This window comes from Cupriavidus sp. FW305-27 (genome assembly GCF_058787995.1).
In genome coordinates, this window is sequence record NZ_JBYTAG010000052.1 from 1 (window position 1) to 18,907 (window position 18,907).

Annotated in this window: 20 protein-coding genes; 12 read left to right on the plus strand and 8 right to left on the minus strand. The window is 68.4% G+C overall.

The window, feature by feature from the left end; all coding sequences use genetic code 11:
* Positions 1-103 precede the first annotated feature (103 nt).
* From AC3WRI_RS22940 to AC3WRI_RS22965, 6 genes are read left to right on the plus strand one after another with little or no spacing between them, the layout of a single operon-like run.
* Positions 104-1,045 (plus strand): 2-hydroxyacid dehydrogenase, encoded by a 942-nt coding sequence (locus AC3WRI_RS22940; RefSeq protein ID WP_010813273.1) that lies wholly within the window; start codon positions 104-106, stop codon positions 1,043-1,045.
* Positions 1,046-1,082: 37 nt separating this feature from the next.
* A complete protein-coding gene (locus AC3WRI_RS22945; protein WP_010813274.1) occupies positions 1,083-2,018 on the plus strand; it encodes a hydroxymethylglutaryl-CoA lyase in 936 nt (311 codons plus the stop codon).
* A 41-nt stretch (positions 2,019-2,059) separates the two neighbouring features.
* Positions 2,060-2,560 (plus strand): YbaK/EbsC family protein, encoded by a 501-nt coding sequence (locus AC3WRI_RS22950; RefSeq protein ID WP_010813275.1) that lies wholly within the window; start codon positions 2,060-2,062, stop codon positions 2,558-2,560.
* Positions 2,557-2,985, plus strand: a complete 429-nt coding sequence (locus tag AC3WRI_RS22955; RefSeq protein WP_010813276.1) for a thioesterase family protein — start codon at positions 2,557-2,559, stop codon at positions 2,983-2,985. Before AC3WRI_RS22950 ends, AC3WRI_RS22955 begins: the two co-directional genes overlap by 4 nt.
* A gap of 10 nt (positions 2,986-2,995) precedes the next feature.
* Positions 2,996-3,256 carry a DUF1289 domain-containing protein gene (locus AC3WRI_RS22960; protein WP_010813277.1) on the plus strand — a complete coding sequence of 87 codons (261 nt, stop codon included), beginning with the start codon at positions 2,996-2,998 and terminating at the stop codon, positions 3,254-3,256.
* On the plus strand, positions 3,226-4,182 hold the full coding sequence (locus AC3WRI_RS22965) for an MBL fold metallo-hydrolase (protein ID WP_052181600.1): 957 nt from the start codon (positions 3,226-3,228) through the stop codon (positions 4,180-4,182). The genes AC3WRI_RS22960 and AC3WRI_RS22965 overlap by 31 nt, the downstream gene beginning before the upstream one ends.
* Positions 4,183-4,204: 22 nt before the next feature.
* Here AC3WRI_RS22965 and AC3WRI_RS22970 read toward each other — a convergent pair whose 3' ends face one another.
* The 6 genes from AC3WRI_RS22970 to AC3WRI_RS22995 all read right to left on the minus strand — a co-directional run bounded on the left by AC3WRI_RS22970 (position 4,205) and on the right by AC3WRI_RS22995 (position 11,145).
* Positions 4,205-6,412 (minus strand): TonB-dependent receptor, encoded by a 2,208-nt coding sequence (locus AC3WRI_RS22970; RefSeq protein ID WP_439668488.1) that lies wholly within the window; start codon positions 6,410-6,412, stop codon positions 4,205-4,207.
* A gap of 159 nt (positions 6,413-6,571) precedes the next feature.
* Positions 6,572-7,030 (minus strand): hypothetical protein, encoded by a 459-nt coding sequence (locus AC3WRI_RS22975; RefSeq protein ID WP_454750761.1) that lies wholly within the window; start codon positions 7,028-7,030, stop codon positions 6,572-6,574.
* Positions 6,963-8,231 (minus strand): GTP-binding protein, encoded by a 1,269-nt coding sequence (locus tag AC3WRI_RS22980; protein WP_492294149.1) that lies wholly within the window; start codon positions 8,229-8,231, stop codon positions 6,963-6,965. Before AC3WRI_RS22980 ends, AC3WRI_RS22975 begins: the two co-directional genes overlap by 68 nt.
* Before the next feature lie 231 nt (positions 8,232-8,462).
* Positions 8,463-8,882: an RNA polymerase-binding protein DksA gene (dksA, locus tag AC3WRI_RS22985; protein ID WP_010813282.1), complete on the minus strand. Its 420-nt coding sequence runs from the start codon at positions 8,880-8,882 to the stop codon at positions 8,463-8,465.
* A gap of 610 nt (positions 8,883-9,492) precedes the next feature.
* Entirely contained in the window at positions 9,493-10,578 is a 1,086-nt protein-coding gene (locus AC3WRI_RS22990; protein ID WP_492294151.1) for a CobW family GTP-binding protein, read from the minus strand.
* A gap of 30 nt (positions 10,579-10,608) precedes the next feature.
* Positions 10,609-11,145 (minus strand): Fur family transcriptional regulator, encoded by a 537-nt coding sequence (locus tag AC3WRI_RS22995; protein ID WP_010813284.1) that lies wholly within the window; start codon positions 11,143-11,145, stop codon positions 10,609-10,611.
* A 141-nt stretch (positions 11,146-11,286) separates the two neighbouring features.
* On the opposite strand from AC3WRI_RS22995, the gene AC3WRI_RS23000 reads away from it, so the two are divergent.
* The 5 genes from AC3WRI_RS23000 to AC3WRI_RS23020 all read left to right on the plus strand — a co-directional run bounded on the left by AC3WRI_RS23000 (position 11,287) and on the right by AC3WRI_RS23020 (position 16,159).
* The gene (locus tag AC3WRI_RS23000) at positions 11,287-12,186 is read left to right on the plus strand and encodes an alpha/beta fold hydrolase (protein ID WP_010813285.1); all 900 of its coding nucleotides are present in this window, start codon (positions 11,287-11,289) and stop codon (positions 12,184-12,186) included.
* A gap of 295 nt (positions 12,187-12,481) precedes the next feature.
* A complete protein-coding gene (locus AC3WRI_RS23005) occupies positions 12,482-13,468 on the plus strand; it encodes a tripartite tricarboxylate transporter substrate-binding protein (RefSeq protein WP_011614396.1) in 987 nt (328 codons plus the stop codon).
* A gap of 218 nt (positions 13,469-13,686) precedes the next feature.
* Entirely contained in the window at positions 13,687-14,223 is a 537-nt protein-coding gene (hslV, locus tag AC3WRI_RS23010) for an ATP-dependent protease subunit HslV (RefSeq protein WP_011614397.1), read from the plus strand.
* Between the two features lie 50 nt (positions 14,224-14,273).
* Positions 14,274-15,605, plus strand: a complete 1,332-nt coding sequence (gene hslU, locus AC3WRI_RS23015; protein WP_010813288.1) for an ATP-dependent protease ATPase subunit HslU — start codon at positions 14,274-14,276, stop codon at positions 15,603-15,605.
* Positions 15,606-15,862: 257 nt separating this feature from the next.
* The gene (locus AC3WRI_RS23020) at positions 15,863-16,159 is read left to right on the plus strand and encodes a hypothetical protein (RefSeq protein WP_010813289.1); all 297 of its coding nucleotides are present in this window, start codon (positions 15,863-15,865) and stop codon (positions 16,157-16,159) included.
* 53 nt (positions 16,160-16,212) lie between these two features.
* On the opposite strand, the gene AC3WRI_RS23025 is transcribed toward AC3WRI_RS23020, so the two are convergent.
* Complete coding sequence (locus AC3WRI_RS23025; protein ID WP_011614398.1) at positions 16,213-16,824, minus strand: response regulator transcription factor; 612 nt, start codon at positions 16,822-16,824, stop codon at positions 16,213-16,215.
* Complete coding sequence (locus AC3WRI_RS23030) at positions 16,821-18,209, minus strand: ATP-binding protein (protein WP_011614399.1); 1,389 nt, start codon at positions 18,207-18,209, stop codon at positions 16,821-16,823. Before AC3WRI_RS23030 ends, AC3WRI_RS23025 begins: the two co-directional genes overlap by 4 nt.
* A 176-nt stretch (positions 18,210-18,385) precedes the next feature.
* On the opposite strand from AC3WRI_RS23030, the gene AC3WRI_RS23035 reads away from it, so the two are divergent.
* A complete protein-coding gene (locus AC3WRI_RS23035) occupies positions 18,386-18,874 on the plus strand; it encodes a copper chaperone PCu(A)C (RefSeq protein WP_010813292.1) in 489 nt (162 codons plus the stop codon).
* The last annotated feature ends 33 nt before the right edge of the window (positions 18,875-18,907 follow it).

Genomic DNA, 18,907 nt, shown 5'->3' on the forward strand with positions numbered 1-18,907 from the left:
GCCGACAGGGGCAGGGGCGCGGTCACCGTTGCCCCAACCAACCCCACGTCCGTTCCTCTGCCAAAATACGTCTTTAACCCCACCAGATTCCCCTGGAGACAAAATGAAGTTGCAGTTGTACGTCCCCGATGGCCGCTACGACGCCTGGATCGCAGGATTCGCCGAGGCACTGCCCGAAGCGCAATGCGTGACGTGGGAGGACAGCCGTGGCGAACCGGCCGACTACGCCGTGGTCTGGCGCCCGCCGGTGGAGATGCTGCGTGGCCGTACCGAGCTGAAGGCGGTGTTCAACCTGGGCGCCGGCGTCGACGGCATCCTGCGCCTGCGCGATGAAGCCCCTGACGCCTTGCCCGCGGGCGTGCCGATCGTGCGGCTCGACGATGCCGGCATGGCCGCGCAGATGGCCGAGTACGTCACCCACGCCGTGCTGCGCTATTTCCGCAAGATGGACGCCTACGAGGCCCAGCAGCGCGCCGGCAACTGGAAGTTCCTCAAGCCGCATCGCCGCGCGGACTTCACCATCGGCGTGATGGGGGTGGGCACGCTCGGCACGCATATCGCCCGCACGCTGGCGGGCTTCGGCTTCCCGGTGCGTGGCTGGAGCCGCACCGCGCGCGCCATCGAAGGCGTGAGCGGCTTCTATGGCGATGCCGGGCAGGCGCCGTTCCTCGATGGCCTGCGCGTACTGGTCAATGTGCTGCCGCTGACACCGCAGACCGAGAACATCCTCAACGCCGCGCTGTTCGCGCGGCTGGCACAGGGCGCGTATGTGATCAACGTCGCGCGCGGGCAGCACCTGGTCGAGGAAGACCTGCTCGCCGCGGTGCAGTCGGGGCAGGTTGCGGGTGCCACGCTCGACGTGTTCCGCACCGAGCCGCTGCCTGCCGAACACCCGTTCTGGCAGGAGCCGCGCATCACCGTCACGCCGCATATCTCGGCGCTCACGCTGCGCGAAGACAGCATCGCGCAGATCGCCGGCAAGATCCGCGCGCTGCGCGCGGGCCAGCCGATCGCGGGCGTGGTCGACGTGCAGCGCGGCTACTGAGCGCCCGACCAATATGAATCAAAGACAGGAGACTGCCATGACCATGCCGAACTACGTGAAGATCGTTGAAGTCGGCCCGCGCGACGGCTTGCAGAACGAGAAGGCGATGGTGCCGACCGAGGTCAAGGTCGCGCTGATCAACCAGCTGACCGATGCCGGCTTCGTCAATATCGAGGCCGCGTCGTTCGTGTCGCCCAAGTGGGTGCCGCAGATGGCCGACGGTGCCGACGTGATGGCGCGCATCCAGCGCCGGCCCGGCACACTGTTTTCGGCGCTGACGCCGAACATGAAGGGGTTTGAAGGCGCGATCGAGGCCGGTGCCGACGAGGTCGTGATCTTCGGCGCCGCCAGCGAGGCGTTCTCGCAGAAGAACATCAACTGCTCGATCGCCGAGTCGATCGCGCGCTTTGCGCCGGTGGCCGCCGCAGCCAAGGAGAAGGGCGTGCGCCTGCGCGGCAGCATCTCGTGCGCGCTGGGCTGCCCGTACCAGGGCGAAGTACCGGTGCACGCTGTGGTCGACGTGGTGCGGCGCATGCGCGAACTGGGCTGCGACGAGATCGACATTGCCGACACCATCGGCGTGGGCACTCCCGTGCGCGTGCAGGAAGTGATGCGCGCCGCGGCGGCGGAGTTTGCGCTGGACCGCCTGTCGGGCCATTTCCACGATACCTACGGGCAGGCGCTGTCCAATATCCTGGCCAGCCTGGAAGTGGGTATCTCGATCTTCCATGCGTCGGTGGCGGGGCTGGGCGGCTGCCCGTACGCAAAGGGCGCGACCGGCAACGTGGCGACCGAGGACGTGCTGTACATGCTGCACGGCATGGGCATCCACACCGGCATCGACCTGGAAGCGGTGGTGCGCACCGGCGACTATATCTCGCAGGCAATTGGCCGTGCCAACAGCTCGCGCGTGGGCCGTGCCTTGCTGACCAAGTGGGCCGCCGCCAGCGATGCGGCGCCTGCCTGCGCGTAAGTGCGGATCAGGCGCGGGCCACGGAACAAGGAGAAGTACGCATGACGGTGAATGACGAAGCGCTGCCCGAGTCCGCGCAGCGCGTGGCGGACCTGCTGGCCGGGCTTGGCCATGACCGGCCCGTGGTGATGCTGCCGGCCACCGGCAAGACCTCGGCCGAGGCCGCGGCGGGGCTGGGCTGCAGCGTGGCCGAGATCGCCAAGTCCATCATCTTCCGGCGCGTGGCCGACGATGCGCCGGTGCTGGTGATTGCCAGCGGCAGCAACCGCGTCGACGAGGCCAAGGTGGCCGCGCGCGTAGGCGCGCTGGGCAAGGCCGACGCGCGCTTCGTGCGCGAGAAGACCGGCTACGCCATCGGCGGCGTCTGCCCGATCGGACATGCGGTGGCGCCGGTGATGCTGCTGGACCAGGACCTGTTCCGCTATGACAGCTTGTGGGCCGCGGCGGGGCATCCCCATGCGGTATTCAACCTGACGCCGCACCAGTTGCAGCAGATGACGGGCGCTGAAGTGGCCGACGTCGCGGCAGGCTCAGTGGCATGAGTCCCGACCTGCGCCCCGGCCTGACCTTCAGCTGGCAATACACGGTGCCGCCCAAGGCCACCGTGCCGCGCCTGTACGACGATATCCCGGGCTGCCCCGAGATGCCCGACGTGCTGGCCACCGGCTATATGGTCGGCATCATGGAGTGTGCCTGCCTGCAGATGCTGCGCGAACACCTGGACTGGCCGCGCGAGCAGTCGCTCGGCACGCTGGTCAGCTTCTCGCACCTGGCGCCGACGCCGCCCGGCATGACGGTGACGGTCAAGGGCGAACTGGTGGCGGTGGACGGGCGCCGCCTGCGCTTCCAGCTGAGCGCCTGGGACGGCGAGGACAAGATCTCCGAGGGCGTGCATGAGCGCCACCTGATCGACGCCGGCCGCTTCAATGAGAAGGTCGCCGCCAAGGCCGCGCGCGCGGCGGGCTGAGCGCTGTCCGATGGCCACCATGCCCACGCCCGTCCCCTCCGCGGCTGAACTGGCGGCGCAAGCCGACCTCGCGCTGCGCGCGTCGCCTGTGCCTTCGCCATGCCGCAACATTTGCCACATGGACCCGTTCAGCGGCTACTGCGCAGGTTGCCTGCGCACGATCGACGAAATCGCCGGCTGGTCCTCGGCCAGCGACGAAGACAAGCGCCACGTGTGGGCGCAACTGCCGCAGCGCGCAGCATGGCTGGCAGGCGAGGAGGCATCCCCTTGAGCGCAAGCCCGGTTCCGCAGTTGCCGCCATCCATGCGCGTGTTCGAGCGCGGCTGGCTGTCGGCTAACAATATCCTGTTCGTGGACGGCGACGATACGGTGCTGGTCGATACCGGCTACGTCACCCACGCGCCGCAGACGGTGGCGCTGGTGGCGGCCGCCTTGCAGGGCCGGCCGCTCGCACGCGTGATCAATACCCATCTGCACTCCGACCACTGCGGCGGCAATGCCGCGCTGCAGGCGCGCTGGCAGCCGCGCACCGCGATCCCCGCGGCCGAGGCCGCTGCCGTTGCCGCGTGGGATACGGAAGCGCTCAGCTACAACGCCACCGGCCAGCAGTGCGACCGCTTCACCTTCGACAGCGTGCTGAGCGACGGCGACACGCTGCGCCTGGCCGGCATCGACTGGCAAGTCGTGGCCGCTCCCGGCCATGACCCGCACGCGGTGATGCTGTTCGCGCCGGCCGGGCGCATCCTGGTTTCCGGCGATGCGCTGTGGGAGAACGGTTTCGGCGTGATCTTCCCCGAGCTGGATGGCGAGAGCGGCTTCGCCGAGCAGGCGGCGGTGCTGGAGCGCATCGCCCAGCTCGACGCGCGGCTGGTGATCCCGGGCCATGGCCGGATGTTTACCGATGTGGCGGCGGCGGTCGAACGCGCCCAGGGGCGCCTGGCCTACCTGAGCGCCGACCCGGCGCGCAATGCCAGCCATGCGGTCAAGGTGCTGGTGAAGTTCAAGCTGCTGGAGCAGCAGCGCATGGCCCAGGACGCGCTGGTGGCATGGATGGAGGCCGCGCCGCTGATGGTGCGCATCCGCCAGCGCTTCATGCCGGGGCTGGAGATGGCCGAGGTCTGCGCGCAGACGGTGCGCGCGCTGGCGGGAGTGAAGGCGCTGGCGGTGGAGGGGGAGTGGGTGGTGAATCGGGATTGATTCACCACGCCTGCCTGCATCCTCAGAACGACGTCCTGAACCCCACCTTCACACTGCGCCCGGCCAGCGGTGCGATATCACGCAGGATCGAAGCCGAGTTGCGCGCATCCTGGTTGGTCAGGTTGTCGCCGCGCAGGTACACCAGCGTCTGCGTGCCCGACACCTTGAACTTGTAGGTCAGCGCCAGGCTCAGCAGCGTATAGGCATCGGTCGGCGTGTCGTTGGTCGGCACGCGGGTCTGCTTTGCGGCGTAGGTCACGTCGACGCGCGCGCCCCACGGGCCCGCGCCATACACCAGTGCACCGCCCAGGCGCAGCGGTGCCAGGCGCGGCAGCGGTTCGCCGGTATCGCGGTTCTCGCCGCGCACGTAGTCGGCGCGGGCCTCGAAGTCCAGCGTGTCGCTGGTGGTCAGCATTTTCTGCAGCAAGCGCGTCTTGCCTTCCACCTCGAAGCCGTACAGCGTGGCCGGCACACCCAGGTACTGGAACTCCGGCAGCGCGTCCGGGCTGCCGGCGGCGACCACATCGCCCGCCTCGTCACGCGTGCGGCCGGTGGCGTTCAGCGCGAGGTAGTTGGCGAAGCGGCTGTAGTAGCCCGACACGGCGGCGCTGTGCGCGCCGGACTTGAAGCGCACGCCCAGGTCGATAGAGGTGGCCCGTTCCTTGTTGGCATTGGGATCGCCCAGCTCCCACGCGCCGGTGGCCACGTGGGGGCCGTTGGCATACAGCTCGTAGAAGGTCGGCGCGCGCTCGGTGTACGACAGGTTGCTGGTCAGCGACCACAGCGGGTTGACCTTGTAGAGCAGGCCGGCCGACGCGCTGGTGGCGTTGAAGCTGCGGCTGGCATCGGTAAAGCGGTCGTTGCCGTTGGCGCTGGCCTTGATGCTGCTGTGGTCCAGGCGCCCGCCCAGGTTCAGCTTGAGGTCGCCGGAAGCGGTCAGCGGCAGTTCCTCGAACACGAACAGCGCCGCGTTATCCGTATTGGTGCTCGGCACGAATGCCTCTTCGCCCAACGCGGAGAAGTCGGTATGGCCGAACTGTGTGCCGATCACGCCCGTCATGTTGCCGATCTTCGCGTGCCTGGCCTCCAGGCGCGCATCCCAGCCGCGGTTCTTGAAGATCGTGCCGGTCTCGCCGCCCTCGATCTCCTTGTGTTCGTAGTCGGTGTAGCCGAACTTGCCCTTGACCGATTCGAGCCAGCCGGCGGTGTTGCCGGCCAGGTTGCGTGCCTCGCCTTCCAGCGCAAAGCGGTCCTGCCGCATTTTCAGCCGCACGTCGTCCTCGGCGGGCGTGCCGTACTCATTGCGGTAGGCGCTGTAGTTGGCGCCGACGAAGCCATCGGCCCAGGTGTAGGAGCCGCCCATCGCGCCGCCTTCCTGCTGCGCGCTGGTGTTGGGCAGGCGGCCATAGGCTTCGGTCTCGCCTTCCGGCAGAGGATCGGCGCTGCGCAGGCGGTCGCTGCGGGCGTAGCCGGGGATGCGCAGGTCGCTGGTCTTGCGCGCAAAGGCGTCGGCGTGGACGGCGAACTTGCCGTTGCCGGCCTCGATCAGCGCGCTGGCGTTGCGCGCCTGGTCGCCGCCCGCGGTGGCGCTGGCATCGACCGCGCCGCCGATGCCTTCGATCGGCTCCTTCGGAATCCGGTTGTCGATCACGTTGACCACGCCGCCGATGGCGTTGCCGCCGTACATCAGCGCTGCCGGGCCGCGCACGACCTCGATGCGCTCGGCCACGAGCGGGTCCACCGGCACTGCGTGGTCGTAGGACAGCGTGGAGGCGTCGACGGTGGTGCCGCCGTTCTGCAGCACCTTGATGCGGTCGCCGTCCAGGCCGCGGATCACCGGCCGGCTGGCATTGGGGCCGAAGTAGCTGGACGAGACCCCGGGCAGCTTGTCGAGCGTGTCGCCCAGCGTGCTGCCCTGGCGCACGGCCAGGGCGTCGCCGCCGAGCGTCGATACCGGTGCCACCATGTCGTTGAGGTCGCTGCCGAGCGGATTGGCGGTGACCACGACTTCGCGCAGCATGGCGCCGGCTGGCGCGGTGGCGGTGGCGGTGGCGGTGGCCGTGGCCGTGGCCGTGGCGGGTGCGCTGTCGGCGGCAGGTGCCGTGGCCTGTGCCAGCGCGGCGGGCGCGACGAAGGCGGTGGCCATGGTGGCGGTGAGGGACGCGGCAAGGGCCGCCAGCGGGGTCAGGCGCGGTGCGCTGGTTGGTGCGGTGTAACGATTCTTCGACATGGCGCGCGGAGTGAGGCAATGGCAATCGGCCCGGCTGGCACGGCAGCTGCCCGGCACTGCGCCGGCCGCCCGCGATGGGCGTGGCCGCGCAGCCGGAATAGGCAGGCGTTCAGCTCGGAATTGGTCAGGCCGGGTGCGCGGCGAGGGCCGCTTCCCGGATCAGGCGAGGGCGATGGCAGGCGCCGGCGGCGCGCGCGATTGGAAGGGGTGGGTGGCGGGCAGGTCGGGCCAGCGCCAGGCCAGGTTGGCCGGCTTGACCGGTTTGCCAAAGGCAAGCTGCGGCAGCGGCAGCTTGCCGCACAGGGTGTCGGCAACCGTGGCGCCATCGAACAGCACGCACGAGTGGCCGCTGAATTTCTGCGCCAGCGGGTGCGGCTCGGGGTCGTTGGCCGAGGCGGCGTCGGCCGTTGTCACGGAGGCCGACGGCGCAAGCAGGCCGCCATGCACGATGCGGTGGGTCAGCCCGGCGTGCTGCGTCAGCAGCAGGCATAGCGTCAGCCACAGCACGGACCAGAGGCCCGGGCCATGCGCGCGCAGGCGGGCGAACCAGTCAGTGCGCATGCGGATGGCCGGCGTGGTTGCCGTGGTGGTGGTCGGGATCGCCGCAGCCGCAATCATCGCCATGGTCATGATCGTGGTCGTCGTCAAAGTCGTCGACCCAGGCGGGGAAGGGATCCGCATAGCCCGCCCAGGCATCCGCGCCCGCGGCCATCTCGGCATCGGTCAGCAGGCAGGCGTCGAGCCGGGCCTGCAGCGCCGCATGGTCCAGGTCCAGGCCGGTCAGCACCAGTTCCTGGCGGCGGTCGCCGAAGGCTGCCGGGGCACCGTCGACCTGCATGTCGGCTTCGACTTCGGCGCGTTCGGCGCTGTCGGCCGGCCATTCGGCCGGATCCAGCGCGGCCCACCAGGCGCCGGCGCCGCCATGGCGGCAGACGCCGCCGGACTGGTTCCAGTCGCCCGCGGTGTCCATGCGGCTGGCCAGCCAGAACAGGCCCCTGGAACGCAGCACGCTGCCGTGCTCGCGCAGCCATTCGGTATGGATCAGGTCGGCGAAGCGCTGCGGGTGGAACGGGCGGCGGCGGCGGTAGACCAGCGTGGAGACGCCGCTGGCGTCGGCAGCCGGCAACTCGCCGCGCAGCGCGGCGAGCCAGCCCGGTGCGTCCGCGGCGGCTTCGAAGTCGAAGCGGCCGGTGCCTTGCACGCGCTCGGGCGCGACCTTGCCGAAGCTGGCTTCGACGATATCGGCACGCGGGTTCAGCGCCTGCAGCACGGCGTGCAGCCGCGCCAGTTCGGCCGCGCTGGCGAGGTCGGCCTTGTTCAGCACGATCACGTCGCTGCATTCGACCTGCGCCACCAGCACTTCAGCCACGGTCCGGTCATCGTCCGTGGCCGGCGCCAGCCCGCGGTCGGCCAGGAACTCGGCCTCGTTGAGGTCGCGCAGGAAGGTGGCGGCATCGATCACCGTCACCAGCGTGTCGGGTTGCACCGCCGCGTCGGGCCCGGCGCCATGCTCGGCCTCGAACAGGAAGCCTTCGGCAATCGCGAGCGGCTCGTCCAGGCCGTCGGCTTCGATCAGCAGCGAGTCAAAGCGGCGCTCGGCGGCAAGCCGGGCGGCTTCGCCGAGCAGGGCGTCGCCCACGGGCAGCAGCGTGGCCTCGCAACCGGGCGGCAGCGGCGCCAGCGCCTGCCCATGCTGCGGCCCGCAGACCAGCACGGCCAGGCGCCGGCCCGCGCTGTGCGCAAGCAGGTGGTTCAGCAGCGTGGTTTTGCCGGCGCCGGGGAAGCCGGACAGCACGGTGACGGGCAGGCGATCAGCCATGGCAGGAGAGATGGAAGTGACGAGGGACTACGCAGCCCAGGCGAGGGGCGCGTTGTTGCAACAAGGTTGCGAATTTACCAGAAAGGCCGGGGCGGCAACAGCCGGACGATTCTCAATGGTAGGCCGTGGCGACGGCACGACAAGGCGGACGCGGCCCGCCAAAGCAAACGGCCCGGGTAACCGGGCCGTCACGTTACGCCTGCCGCACCGTCCGTGCCGGCGCGCGGCGTATCAGTCGCCGAACAGCTTCTGGCGCAGTTCGCGGCGTTGCTGCGCTTCCAGCGACAGCGTGGCGGTGGGACGGGCCAGCAGGCGCGGCACGCCGATCGGCTCGCCGGTTTCCTCGCACCAGCCGTAGTCGCCGGACTCGATGCGCTGCAGCGACTGCTCCACCTTCTTCAGCAGCTTGCGTTCGCGGTCGCGCGTGCGCAGTTCCAGCGCATGCTCTTCCTCGATGGTGGCACGGTCGGCCGGGTCCGGCACGATGACCGTTTCGCGCAGGTGTTCCGTGGTCTGGTCAGCGTTCTTCAGGATTTCGTCGCGCAGCTGCTCAAGACGGTGCTTGAAGAAGGCGAGCTGCGCTTCGTTCATGTAATCCTTGTCGCTCATCTTCAGGATTTCAGCTTCAGTCAGAAGTTTGTTGCTGCTCATGGTTGCTGCTGATTCTCTTGTTGATGCGGCCGGCGGCGTCCGGGTCCGCTCGGGTGCGCTGTCCGCGCGCTTGCGCGCCTCGGTTGTTTCACTCTGGCTGGCTGCAGTCTTGCTGCTTCGCGGGCCTCCCTTCGTTGCGCCCGCTTCGGCGTTCGCCGTACTGCCGCGGGGAGCGGGCGCTGCCTTCACAGGCTGCGCCTTGAGCGTCTCTGCCGCTGCAGTACCAGTCTTGCTGCGGCTTTCTTTCGTCTTCGTTGCGGCTGTCATGGGGACACCTCTCTCTCGCGTCAGTCAGTGACGGCGCGCGTCGGGGCACCCCAGGCGGAAAAAGGCGGTCTCCGCACGAAGCACTGCGACCGCACCTGCCGGCGGCCTGCCTCATGCTGACGACAACCGCCGCCCTGCAAGTCCACCAGATCCGATGGACCAAATGCCGGCAGCGGGAAAAAGGTGCGCCACCGGTATCAAATCCGGCCTATTGTACTTGAACAAATTTTTCCGAGATACGGGGAAAACCGGCTGGCGCTTCGGTATTTCCCCGGTACCCCGAACGGGGGGCGGCCGCGGAGCGGGGTTCGAGGGGGCGTCGCCGATGGGGCGACTGGTGCACTCAGGCCAGGCAGTTCTCCAGGCCCTTGAGGATGGCGTCGCGGGGCAGGTCCACGCCGATGAACACCATGCGCGTGCCCGGGGTCTCTTCCTCCCACTTGGCGCCGATGTCGCTGCCCATCAGCTGGTGGACCCCCTGGAACACCACTTTGCGGTCCACACCGTCCATATATAGTACGCCCTTGTAGCGCAGCAGTTTTTCCCCGTATACGGCCAGGATGCCGGACAGGAATTCCTCCAGCTTGCCGTAGTGGAAGGGCTTGTCGCTGCGGAAGACGAACGACGCAATGCGGTCGGTATGGTGGTGGTGGTGGTGGTGGTCGTGCGCGTGGCCATGGCCGTGCGCATGGTCGTGCCCGTGGTCATGGCCGCAGTCGTCGCCGCAATGCTCGCCATGCTCATGGTCATGATCGTGGTCATGGTCGTCGGCGCGCAGGAATTCCGGGTCGATCTCCAGCTTGGCGTTCAGGTTGAAGCCGCGCAGGTCGAAGATGGTGTCGATCGGCGCCTCGCCGAAGTTGACCAGACGGATCGGCGCGCGCGGGTTCATGTGCAGCAGGCGGTGGCGCAGCTCGGCCACGTCGGCTTCGGTCACCAGGTCGGACTTGGTGATGAAGATGGCGTCGGCAAAGCCAACCTGGCGCTGCGCCTCTTCCTGCTTGTCCAGCTGCAGGTGGGCATGCTTGGCGTCGACCAGCGTGATCACCGCGTCGAGCAGGTAGCGCGAGGCAATTTCCTCGTCCATGAAGAAGGTCTGCGCCACCGGGCCCGGGTTGGCCACGCCCGTGGTCTCGATCACCACGCGGTCGAAGTCGATCTCGCCGGCGTCGCGGCGCGTCAGCAGCGTCGACAGCGCCTGCACCAGATCGCCGCGGATGGTGCAGCAGATGCAGCCGTTGCTCATCTGCACGATCTGCTCGCGGCCGTCCTGCACCAGGATCTCGTTGTCGATGTTCTCTTCGCCGAACTCGTTCTCGATCACGGCGATCTTCATGCCGTGCTGCTCGTTCAGGATGCGCTTGAGCAGGGTGGTCTTGCCGCTGCCGAGAAAGCCGGTCAGGATCGTGACCGGGGTCAGTTTGGACATTGTTGTTCTCCGGGTATGAGAGATTGCCGTTCAGTGCGAAGCGCCGCCAGGCGAGGCGGGCGCACGCTTGCCGCACTCGGCGCAGACGCCGTTTACGGTCAGTTCGACATGTTCGATGGCAAAGCCGCTGGGCACGCGCGGCGCGGCCGGCGGAGCCGGCGCGCTGGCATCGTCCAGGCAGAAGGTGCGGTCGCAGCGGGTGCAGTGGAAATGGCTGTGCTGGCGGTGCTCCTGCGCGCGCGCGGCCTCGTGTTCAACAAGGCTGAAGCGGAACACGCGGTCGTTGCCGGCACGCTTCTGCGCCACGCCCTGTTCCACCAGCCAGTCCAGCACGCGGTAGACGGTGACGCGGTCTATGGTCTCGCCCGGTTCGGGCAGGCGGTCGATCACGGCCTGGTGCGTCAGCGCCTCTTCGCTGCCGATCAGGCAGGCCAGGATGCACAGCCGCGGCTGGGTCACGCGCGCGCCCAGCTGGCGCAGGCGCTCGTGGGCGGCTTCCAGGGACTCAGGGGTGGGGATCGCCGGTTCCGGCACAGCGGCCGGCCGGTCCGGACTGGGACGGGTCATGGGCGGATTTAACCATAGGCCCCCGGTTGATGCAATTCAGTTGCGTCAGCTGGCCGAATGGCGAAGCCGGCGCAGCCACGCCGATGAGGCGGTTTGCGCCTATGATCGGCACAGGACGACCCTTAGAAGCGGAGACGACCCATGCTGAATGACGCCAGCGCGCTGCTGTTCCCGAACTTCGAACCCTTCCGGCAGCGTGTCGGCGAGGTCGAGATCGCCGGCGTGCGCGGCGGTTCGGGACCGCCGCTGCTGCTGTTGCACGGGCACCCGCAGAGCCACCTGATCTGGCACCGGGTGGCGCCGGCGCTGGCCGATCACTTCACGGTGATCGCCACCGACCTGCGCGGCTACGGCAGCAGCTCGGCCCCGCCCGGCAATGCCGGCCACGAGCACTACAGCAAGCGCACCATGGCGCAGGACCAGGTGTCGCTGATGACGGCGTTCGGTTTCGAGCGCTTTGCGCTGTGCGGCCACGACCGCGGTGCCCGCGTCGCGCACCGGCTGTGCATGGACCATCCGGACGCGGTCAGCCGCGCCATGCTGCTGGACATCGCGCCCACGCTGGCGATGTACGAGCGCACCAGCATGGCCTTTGCCGCCGCCTACTGGCACTGGTTCTTCCTGATCCAGCCGGCGCCGTTCCCCGAGACGCTGATCAACGCCGAGCCCGATTTCTACATCGAGAAGCTGATGGGCCTGCGCCACGCGGGCCTGACGCCCTTCGCCCCCGACGCCATGGCTGCCTACACCGCGGCGATGCGCGACCCGGCGCGCGTGCATGCCATGTGCGAGGACTACCGCGCCGCCGCCACCATCGACCTGGAGCACGACCGCGCCGACCGCGAGGCCGGGCGCCGGCTGGCGCTGCCGCTGCGCGTGCTGTGGGGCGAGCACGGCGTGGTGGCGCGCTGCTTCGAGCCGCTGGCGCTTTGGCAGGAGGTGGCGACCGACATCAGCGGCCAGGCGCTGCCGTGCGGGCACTACATCCCGGAAGAGGCCGCCGAACCTCTGCTTGAGGAAATGCTCGGTTTCTTCCGTTAGGCCGCACCGGGTGTCACAAACGCATGCCTTTGCATCCGATCTCTGCCATATCCTCCCCGTTTCCCGCCATATGCGGCTGATTGCAAGCGGGTTAGCCCCTATACCTGCGTATTGTCTGGAGTTGCTAACATCAAGGCCCGCCCTTGTCGTTTTACGGCAGGGGCAGCCGAGCCAGCCGGCATGGTCCAAGAGCGCCGCCACAGAGACCGCGCCAGATGCGCCCCGCACAAGCAGGGGCCGGGCCGGCGGCAACGCATTGCAAGACGGGTATCAAAGGGAATCAGGAGAAGAGAGCATGAAACGAGTAATAAAGATGGTCGCGGCCGCGCTGGCAGTCAGCGCAATGGGTGTGGCGTCGGGCGCGTACGCCCAGGAATATCCTGGCGGCAAGCCGGTGTCGGCGGTGGTGCCGTTTGCCGCGGGTGGTCCGACCGACAAGCTCTCGCGCGAGCTGACCGCGATCATGTCCAAGCATCTGGGCGCGACCATGATCATCGAGAACCTCGGCGGCGCCGGCGGCACCATCGGCGCCAAGAAGGTGGCCCAGGCCAAGAACGACGGCCACACCCTGCTGATCCACCATATCGGCATGGCCACGGCCCCGGCGCTGTACCGCAACCTGGGCTTCGATCCGCTCAAGGACTTCGAGATGGTCGGCGAAATCGCCGACGTGCCGATGATCCTGGTCGGCAACAAGCAGCTGCCGCCAAACACCTTCAAGGACCTGCTGCCGTACCTCAAGGCCAACGCCAGCAAGCTGTCGCTGGCCAATGCCGGCATCGGCTCGGCTTCGCACCTGTGCGGCCTGCTGTTCCAGAGCGCGATCCAGACCGAACTGACCACCGTGCCGTACAAGGGCGCCGCGCCGGCACTAACCGATATCCTGGGCGGCCAGGTCAACCTGCTGTGCGACCAGACCACCAATCTCGCAGGCCACCTCAAGGCCAACTCGGTCAAGCCGTACGCGGCCATGCAGGCACGCCGCGTGGAAGCGTTCAAGGATATCCCGACGGCGGCCGAGCAAGGCCTGCCGGGCGTGGAAGTGAAGGTCTGGCACGCCATGTACGCGCCCAAGGGCACGCCCAAGCCGGTGATCGACAAGCTGTCGGCTGCGCTGCAGAAGGCCGTGGCCGACCCGACCTTCCGCTCCAAGATGGCCGAGCTGGGCGCCGAAGCCGCGCCGGCACAGCGCGCCACGCCGGATTCGCTGCGCACCCTCCTGACCGCCGAGATCAACAAGTGGACCCCGGTGATCAAGAAGGCCGGCGTGTATGCGGACTGATCTGGTGGAGTGATGCGCGAGGCGCGCGGGCCAGTGGCCCCGCGCGTCGCGGACAAGGGCCATGCGGCAACGCATGGCCCTTTTTGTTTGGGCGCGGCGCCGGGCAACGTGGCGGCAGGCATCCTATATTGGTCAGACCGCGCCCGGCGCACGCGAGGGCCTTGAAACCCGCCGGGGGCGTCGCCAACTAGGGTCCTGACATATTCACGGAAGCCACCATGGAACAGTATCACGGCACTACCATCGTCAGCGTCCGCCGCGGCAATCAGGTTGCACTCGGCGGTGATGGTCAGGTCACTCTCGGCAATATCGTGATGAAGGGCACCGCGCGCAAGGTGCGCCGCATCTACAACGGCAAGGTCTTGGTCGGGTTTGCCGGCAGCACCGCCGATGCCTTCTCGCTGCTGGACCGCTTCGAGGCCAAGCTGGAAAAGTACCAGGGCAACCTGACCCGCGCCGCGGTCGACCTGGCCAAGGACTGGCGTTCGGACCGCGCCCTGCGCCGGCTGGAAGCCATGCTGATCACCGCCGACCGCGACACCACGCTGGTCATCACCGGCAACGGCGACGTGCTCGACCCCGAGGGCGGCATCGCCGCGATCGGCTCGGGCGGCGCGTATGCGCAGTCGGCCGCCAAGGCGCTGGCCGAGAACACCGAAATGGCGCCCAAGGACGTGGTCGAGAAGGCGCTGACCATTGCCGGCGAGCTCTGCATCTATACCAACACCAACTTCGTCATCGAGACGCTGGAATAAGCGCAGGCCGGCCACCGCGCAGGCCGGCGCGCCCCCACTGAACGGATACCATGTCGCACACCATGACCCCGTCGGAAATCGTTTCCGAACTCGACAAGCACATCATCGGCCAGAACAAGGCCAAGAAGGCCGTGGCGGTGGCGCTGCGCAACCGCTGGCGCCGCCAGCAGGTGGCCGAGCCCCTGCGCCAGGAAATCACTCCCAAGAACATCCTGATGATCGGCCCGACCGGGGTCGGCAAGACCGAGATCGCGCGCCGCCTGGCCAAGCTGGCCGACGCGCCCTTCATCAAGATCGAGGCCACCAAGTTCACCGAGGTGGGCTATGTCGGCCGCGATGTCGACACCATCGTGCGCGACCTGGCCGAGATGGCGATCAAGCAGACGCGCGAGTCCGAGATGAAGAAGGTGCGCACCAAGGCCGAGGACGCGGCCGAGGACCGCCTGCTCGATGTATTGCTGCCGCCGGCGCGCGATATCGGTTTCTCGCAGCCGGAAGAGAAGGATTCCAACACGCGCCAGGTGTTCCGCAAGAAGCTGCGCGAAGGCTCGCTCGACGACAAGGAAATCGAGCTGGAACTCTCCGCCGGCATGCCGAGCATGGACATCATGGGCCCGCCGGGCATGGAAGACATGACCGAGCAGATCCGCACCATGTTTGCCGGGCTGGGCCAGGGCAAGAAGGCGCGCCGCAAGATGAAGGTCAAGGAAGCCTTCAAGCTGCTGATCGACGAAGAGGCCGCCAAGCTGGTCAATGACGAGGAGCTCAAGCACAAGGCCATCGCCAATGTCGAGCAGAACGGCATCGTGTTCCTGGACGAGATCGACAAGATCGCCAGCCGCAGCGAGATCGGCGGCGGCGAGGTGTCGCGCCAGGGCGTGCAGCGCGACCTGCTGCCGCTGGTGGAAGGCACCACGGTGAGCACCAAGTACGGCATGATCAAGACGGACCACATCCTGTTCATTGCCTCGGGTGCGTTCCACCTGTCCAAGCCGAGCGACCTGATTCCCGAACTGCAGGGCCGCTTCCCGATCCGGGTCGAGCTGGATTCGCTGTCCGTGCAGGACTTCGAGGCCATCCTGACGCAGACCGATGCGAGCCTGACCAAGCAGTACCAGGCGCTGCTGAGCACGGAATCGGTCGACCTGGTGTTTGCCGATGACGGCATCCGCCGGCTGGCGGAGATCGCCTTCTCGGTCAATGAGAAGGTGGAGAACATCGGCGCGCGCCGGCTGTACACGGTGATGGAGCGGCTGCTGGAAGACCTGTCGTTCCATGCGACCAAGTCGTCGGGCGAGACCGTGACGATCAACGCGGCATATGTCGATGAGCGCCTGGGTGACCTGGCGGTCAATGAGGATTTGTCGCGCTACGTGCTGTAAGGGAATACGGGCGGAATGCGGGAGGGGCGCACCACGGTGCGCCCTTTTTGCGTCTGTGGGCCAGTTTCCGCCCCTGGCGGGAACGGATTTCACATATCCGTACGTATCCGGCTGCCACATGCGGGTAAGGAGCGTAAGCATTGGTAAGCACGCTGGCGCGCAACGGCCCGACAATGCGACCCTTCGTCACCTTGACGGTCGATTGACCGGTGCGGGAGCCACCGCATCCCACTCAACTCACTGGCAGGAGAAATCGAATGGTCCATTACAAGACCCGCCGTGTCGTGCTGGCCACAGGCGGCCTGCTGGCCGCGCTGGCCGCCGCGACGGCCTTCCTTTGCATCCGTCCCGCCGTGCCCGCCGCCGAGGCTGCGCAATCGGGCTCGCGCGGCGCGGCCACTGCCGCGGCCGCGAAGCTGGCGCTGGATTCTGGCGGCCTGTTCACGCTGGCCGACCGGCATGCCGGCGATGCCATGCGCATCGTCGCGCAGGGCAGCACGCCGCAGGGCAGCGCCGACGGGCTGGACTGGGACTACGTCCAGTTGCGCCTGTAACGCCGGCAGCAGTTGCCACCGGAAGGGCCGCGCAATCCGCGCGGCCTTTTTCTTTACCGCGACACCGGCCGCTTGCCCAGCTTGCGCTGCAAGGTGCGCCGGTGCATGTTCAGCGCCCGTGCCGTGGCGGAGATATTGCCGTCATGCTCGGCCAGCACGCGCTGGATATGCTCCCATTCCAGCCGCGCCACCGACAGCGGCACCGGCTCTTCCAGCGCGGCCTGCGCCGCATCTTCGGACACGCCCGCCATCAGCGCGGTCAGGATCGAATCGACATTGGCCGGCTTGGCCAGGTATTCGTCCGCGCCTTGCTTGACCGCCGCCACCGCGGTGGCGATGCTGGCGTAGCCGGTCAGGATCAGGATGCGTGCGTCCGGCAACGCCTGGCGCAGCGGCGACACCAGCTGCAGCCCCGATTCGGCGGGCACGGTGCTGCCGGCATCCGGCGGCGGCTCCAGGTGCAGGTCCAGCGTGACATAGGCAAACTCGATGCGTGATGCCAGCGCCAGTGCGGTGCGGCCGTCATGCGCCACCTGCACGGCATAGCCGCGTCGCGTGAGCGCGCGGGCCAGGGTGCCGGCAAAGACCTCGTCGTCGTCGATGACCAGGAAGGGCGTGCCAGCCGGTGCGGTGGCTTCGGGTACCGGGGTGAGGGTGTCGGTCATGGGGTTCGTGGTGCCGTGGCGGCGGCGGATGCGGAAAGGGTGGACAGCGCGGGCAGGCGCAGCTCGGCAACGGTGCCGCCGCCGGCGCGGTCATGCCAGGCCAGTTCGCCGTCCATCTGCCGGGCGGCGCTTTGCGCCAGGTACAGGCCGATGCCCTGGCCGCCGTGCTGGCTGGCCACCGGGGTTTCGCCCAGCTGGCCGCGCAGCATCTCGGGAATGCCGTCGCCGTGGTCGGCGATGCGGAACGACAGCCACGGCGCGGTATTGCCGGGCGCCATGGCGATCTGCAGCTGCAGCGGCTCCTGGCCGCGGCCGGCGGCTTGCTGGCTGCGCGCGGCGTTGTCCAGCAGGATGGTCAGGATCTGGCCCACGCGCGCGGTTTCCACCGCCTGCGCGCCGGCGCCCGGCGTGGCGCTGGCCTGCAGGCTGGCGTTGGGGTGGCGCAGCTGCCAGCGCTCGGCAAAGGCCGGCAGCCAGCCGTCGATGCGCTGCGGCGCCAGCGTGGCCGGGTCTTCGCGCAGGCGCGCGAGCGTGGTGCGGCACAGCGCCAGCTGCTGCTCCATGGTCTGCAGGTCGGGCAGGTAGCTGTTGATTGCGGAGGTGCCGCGGCCCGCGTCGGAGGCATCGGCACGCAGCTCGCCGGCGATGACCGCCAGCGTGGCCAGCGGCGTGCCGATCTCATGCGCGACCGCGGCGGCCTGGCCGTTCAGGTCTTCTACGCGCGCCTCGCGCAGCAGCTGCTCGCGTGCCAAGTTCAGCTGCGCCTCGCGCTGGCGCAGCACGCCGGACAGGCGCGCCACGAACAGCGCGATCATCACCGCGCTGGCAACGAAGTTCAGCCACATGCCGGCCAGGTGGTAGTTCACCGCGTTGTCCGGGTTGTGCAGGTCCAGCGGCACATATTCGAACAGCAGCAGCGTGTAGCAGACGAGCGCGTACAGCGCCAGCGCGATCACCTGGCGCCACGGCAGGATGGCGGCGGCAATGGCCAGCCCCGGCAGGTAGAACGAGACAAAGGGGTTGGTCGCGCCGCCGGTGTAGAACAGGATGGCCGACAGCGCGGTCAGGTCCACCAGCAGCTGGCCCATCAGCTCGGCCTCGCCGGGGGCGCTGTTGCGCCGCGTGTGCTGGCGCAGGCGCAGGCCGGTCAGCAGGTTGAACAGCGCCTGCAGGCCGAACACCACCAGCAGCGGCCCGTAGGGCAGGCGGATGCCGGCGATGGGCTCGCAGCTCAGCACGGTCAGCGCCTGTCCCGCCAGCAGTGCCCAGCGCAGCCAGAACAGCCGGCGCAGCGTCACCTGGCCATGGCGGGCGGAGGTGCCCGCCGGCAGTGGCGACAGGAAGGGGAGGTCGGGCAAGCGGGTCACGGCTGCGGCGGTGGTCATGGCGCGAGTGTATCAATGCGGCCGCGGGGCGCCGGTGCGTGCGACACCTTGCCGCATTGGCGCCGAGCTTGTCGGGCTGCCAGACTAGCCGGCTGTGCGCCGCATGGCGGGGTTGCCTGGGGCATGCACGGGCGGGCATCGCCATGGTCTAATGTCTGCTTTCAGGAGAGCCTTTCATGCAAGCCAAATTCCGCTCGGCCACGCTGGCCGCATCGGTCGCCCTCGCCGCCGCGCTGGCGTCCGGCGCCGCGCTGGCCCAGGTCGATGTCAGCAACGCCTGGGTGCGCGGCACGGTGCCGACCCAGACTGCCTCCGGCGCCTTCATGGTGCTGCACGCGCACGACAACGCGAAGCTGGTCGGCGTGTCGTCGCCGGTGGCCGCGGCCGAGCTGCACGAGATGAAGATGGAAGGCAACGTGATGCGCATGCGCCAGGTCAAGTCGCTGGACCTGCCAAAGATGAAGGACGTCGAGCTGAAGCCGGGCGGCTACCACGTGATGCTGATGGACCTGAAGGCGCAGCTCAAGAAGGGCGACACCGTGCCCATTACGCTGAAGATCGAGCAGGGCGGCAAGATGATCGAGCAGAAGGTCACGGCTGAAGTGCGTGACATGGTGCCCGCCGCCGCCGGCGCGAGCGGCGGCCACGGCGAACACAAGCACTGAGCGCCTGACGGGGCCGGCCTCGTCCATCCACCC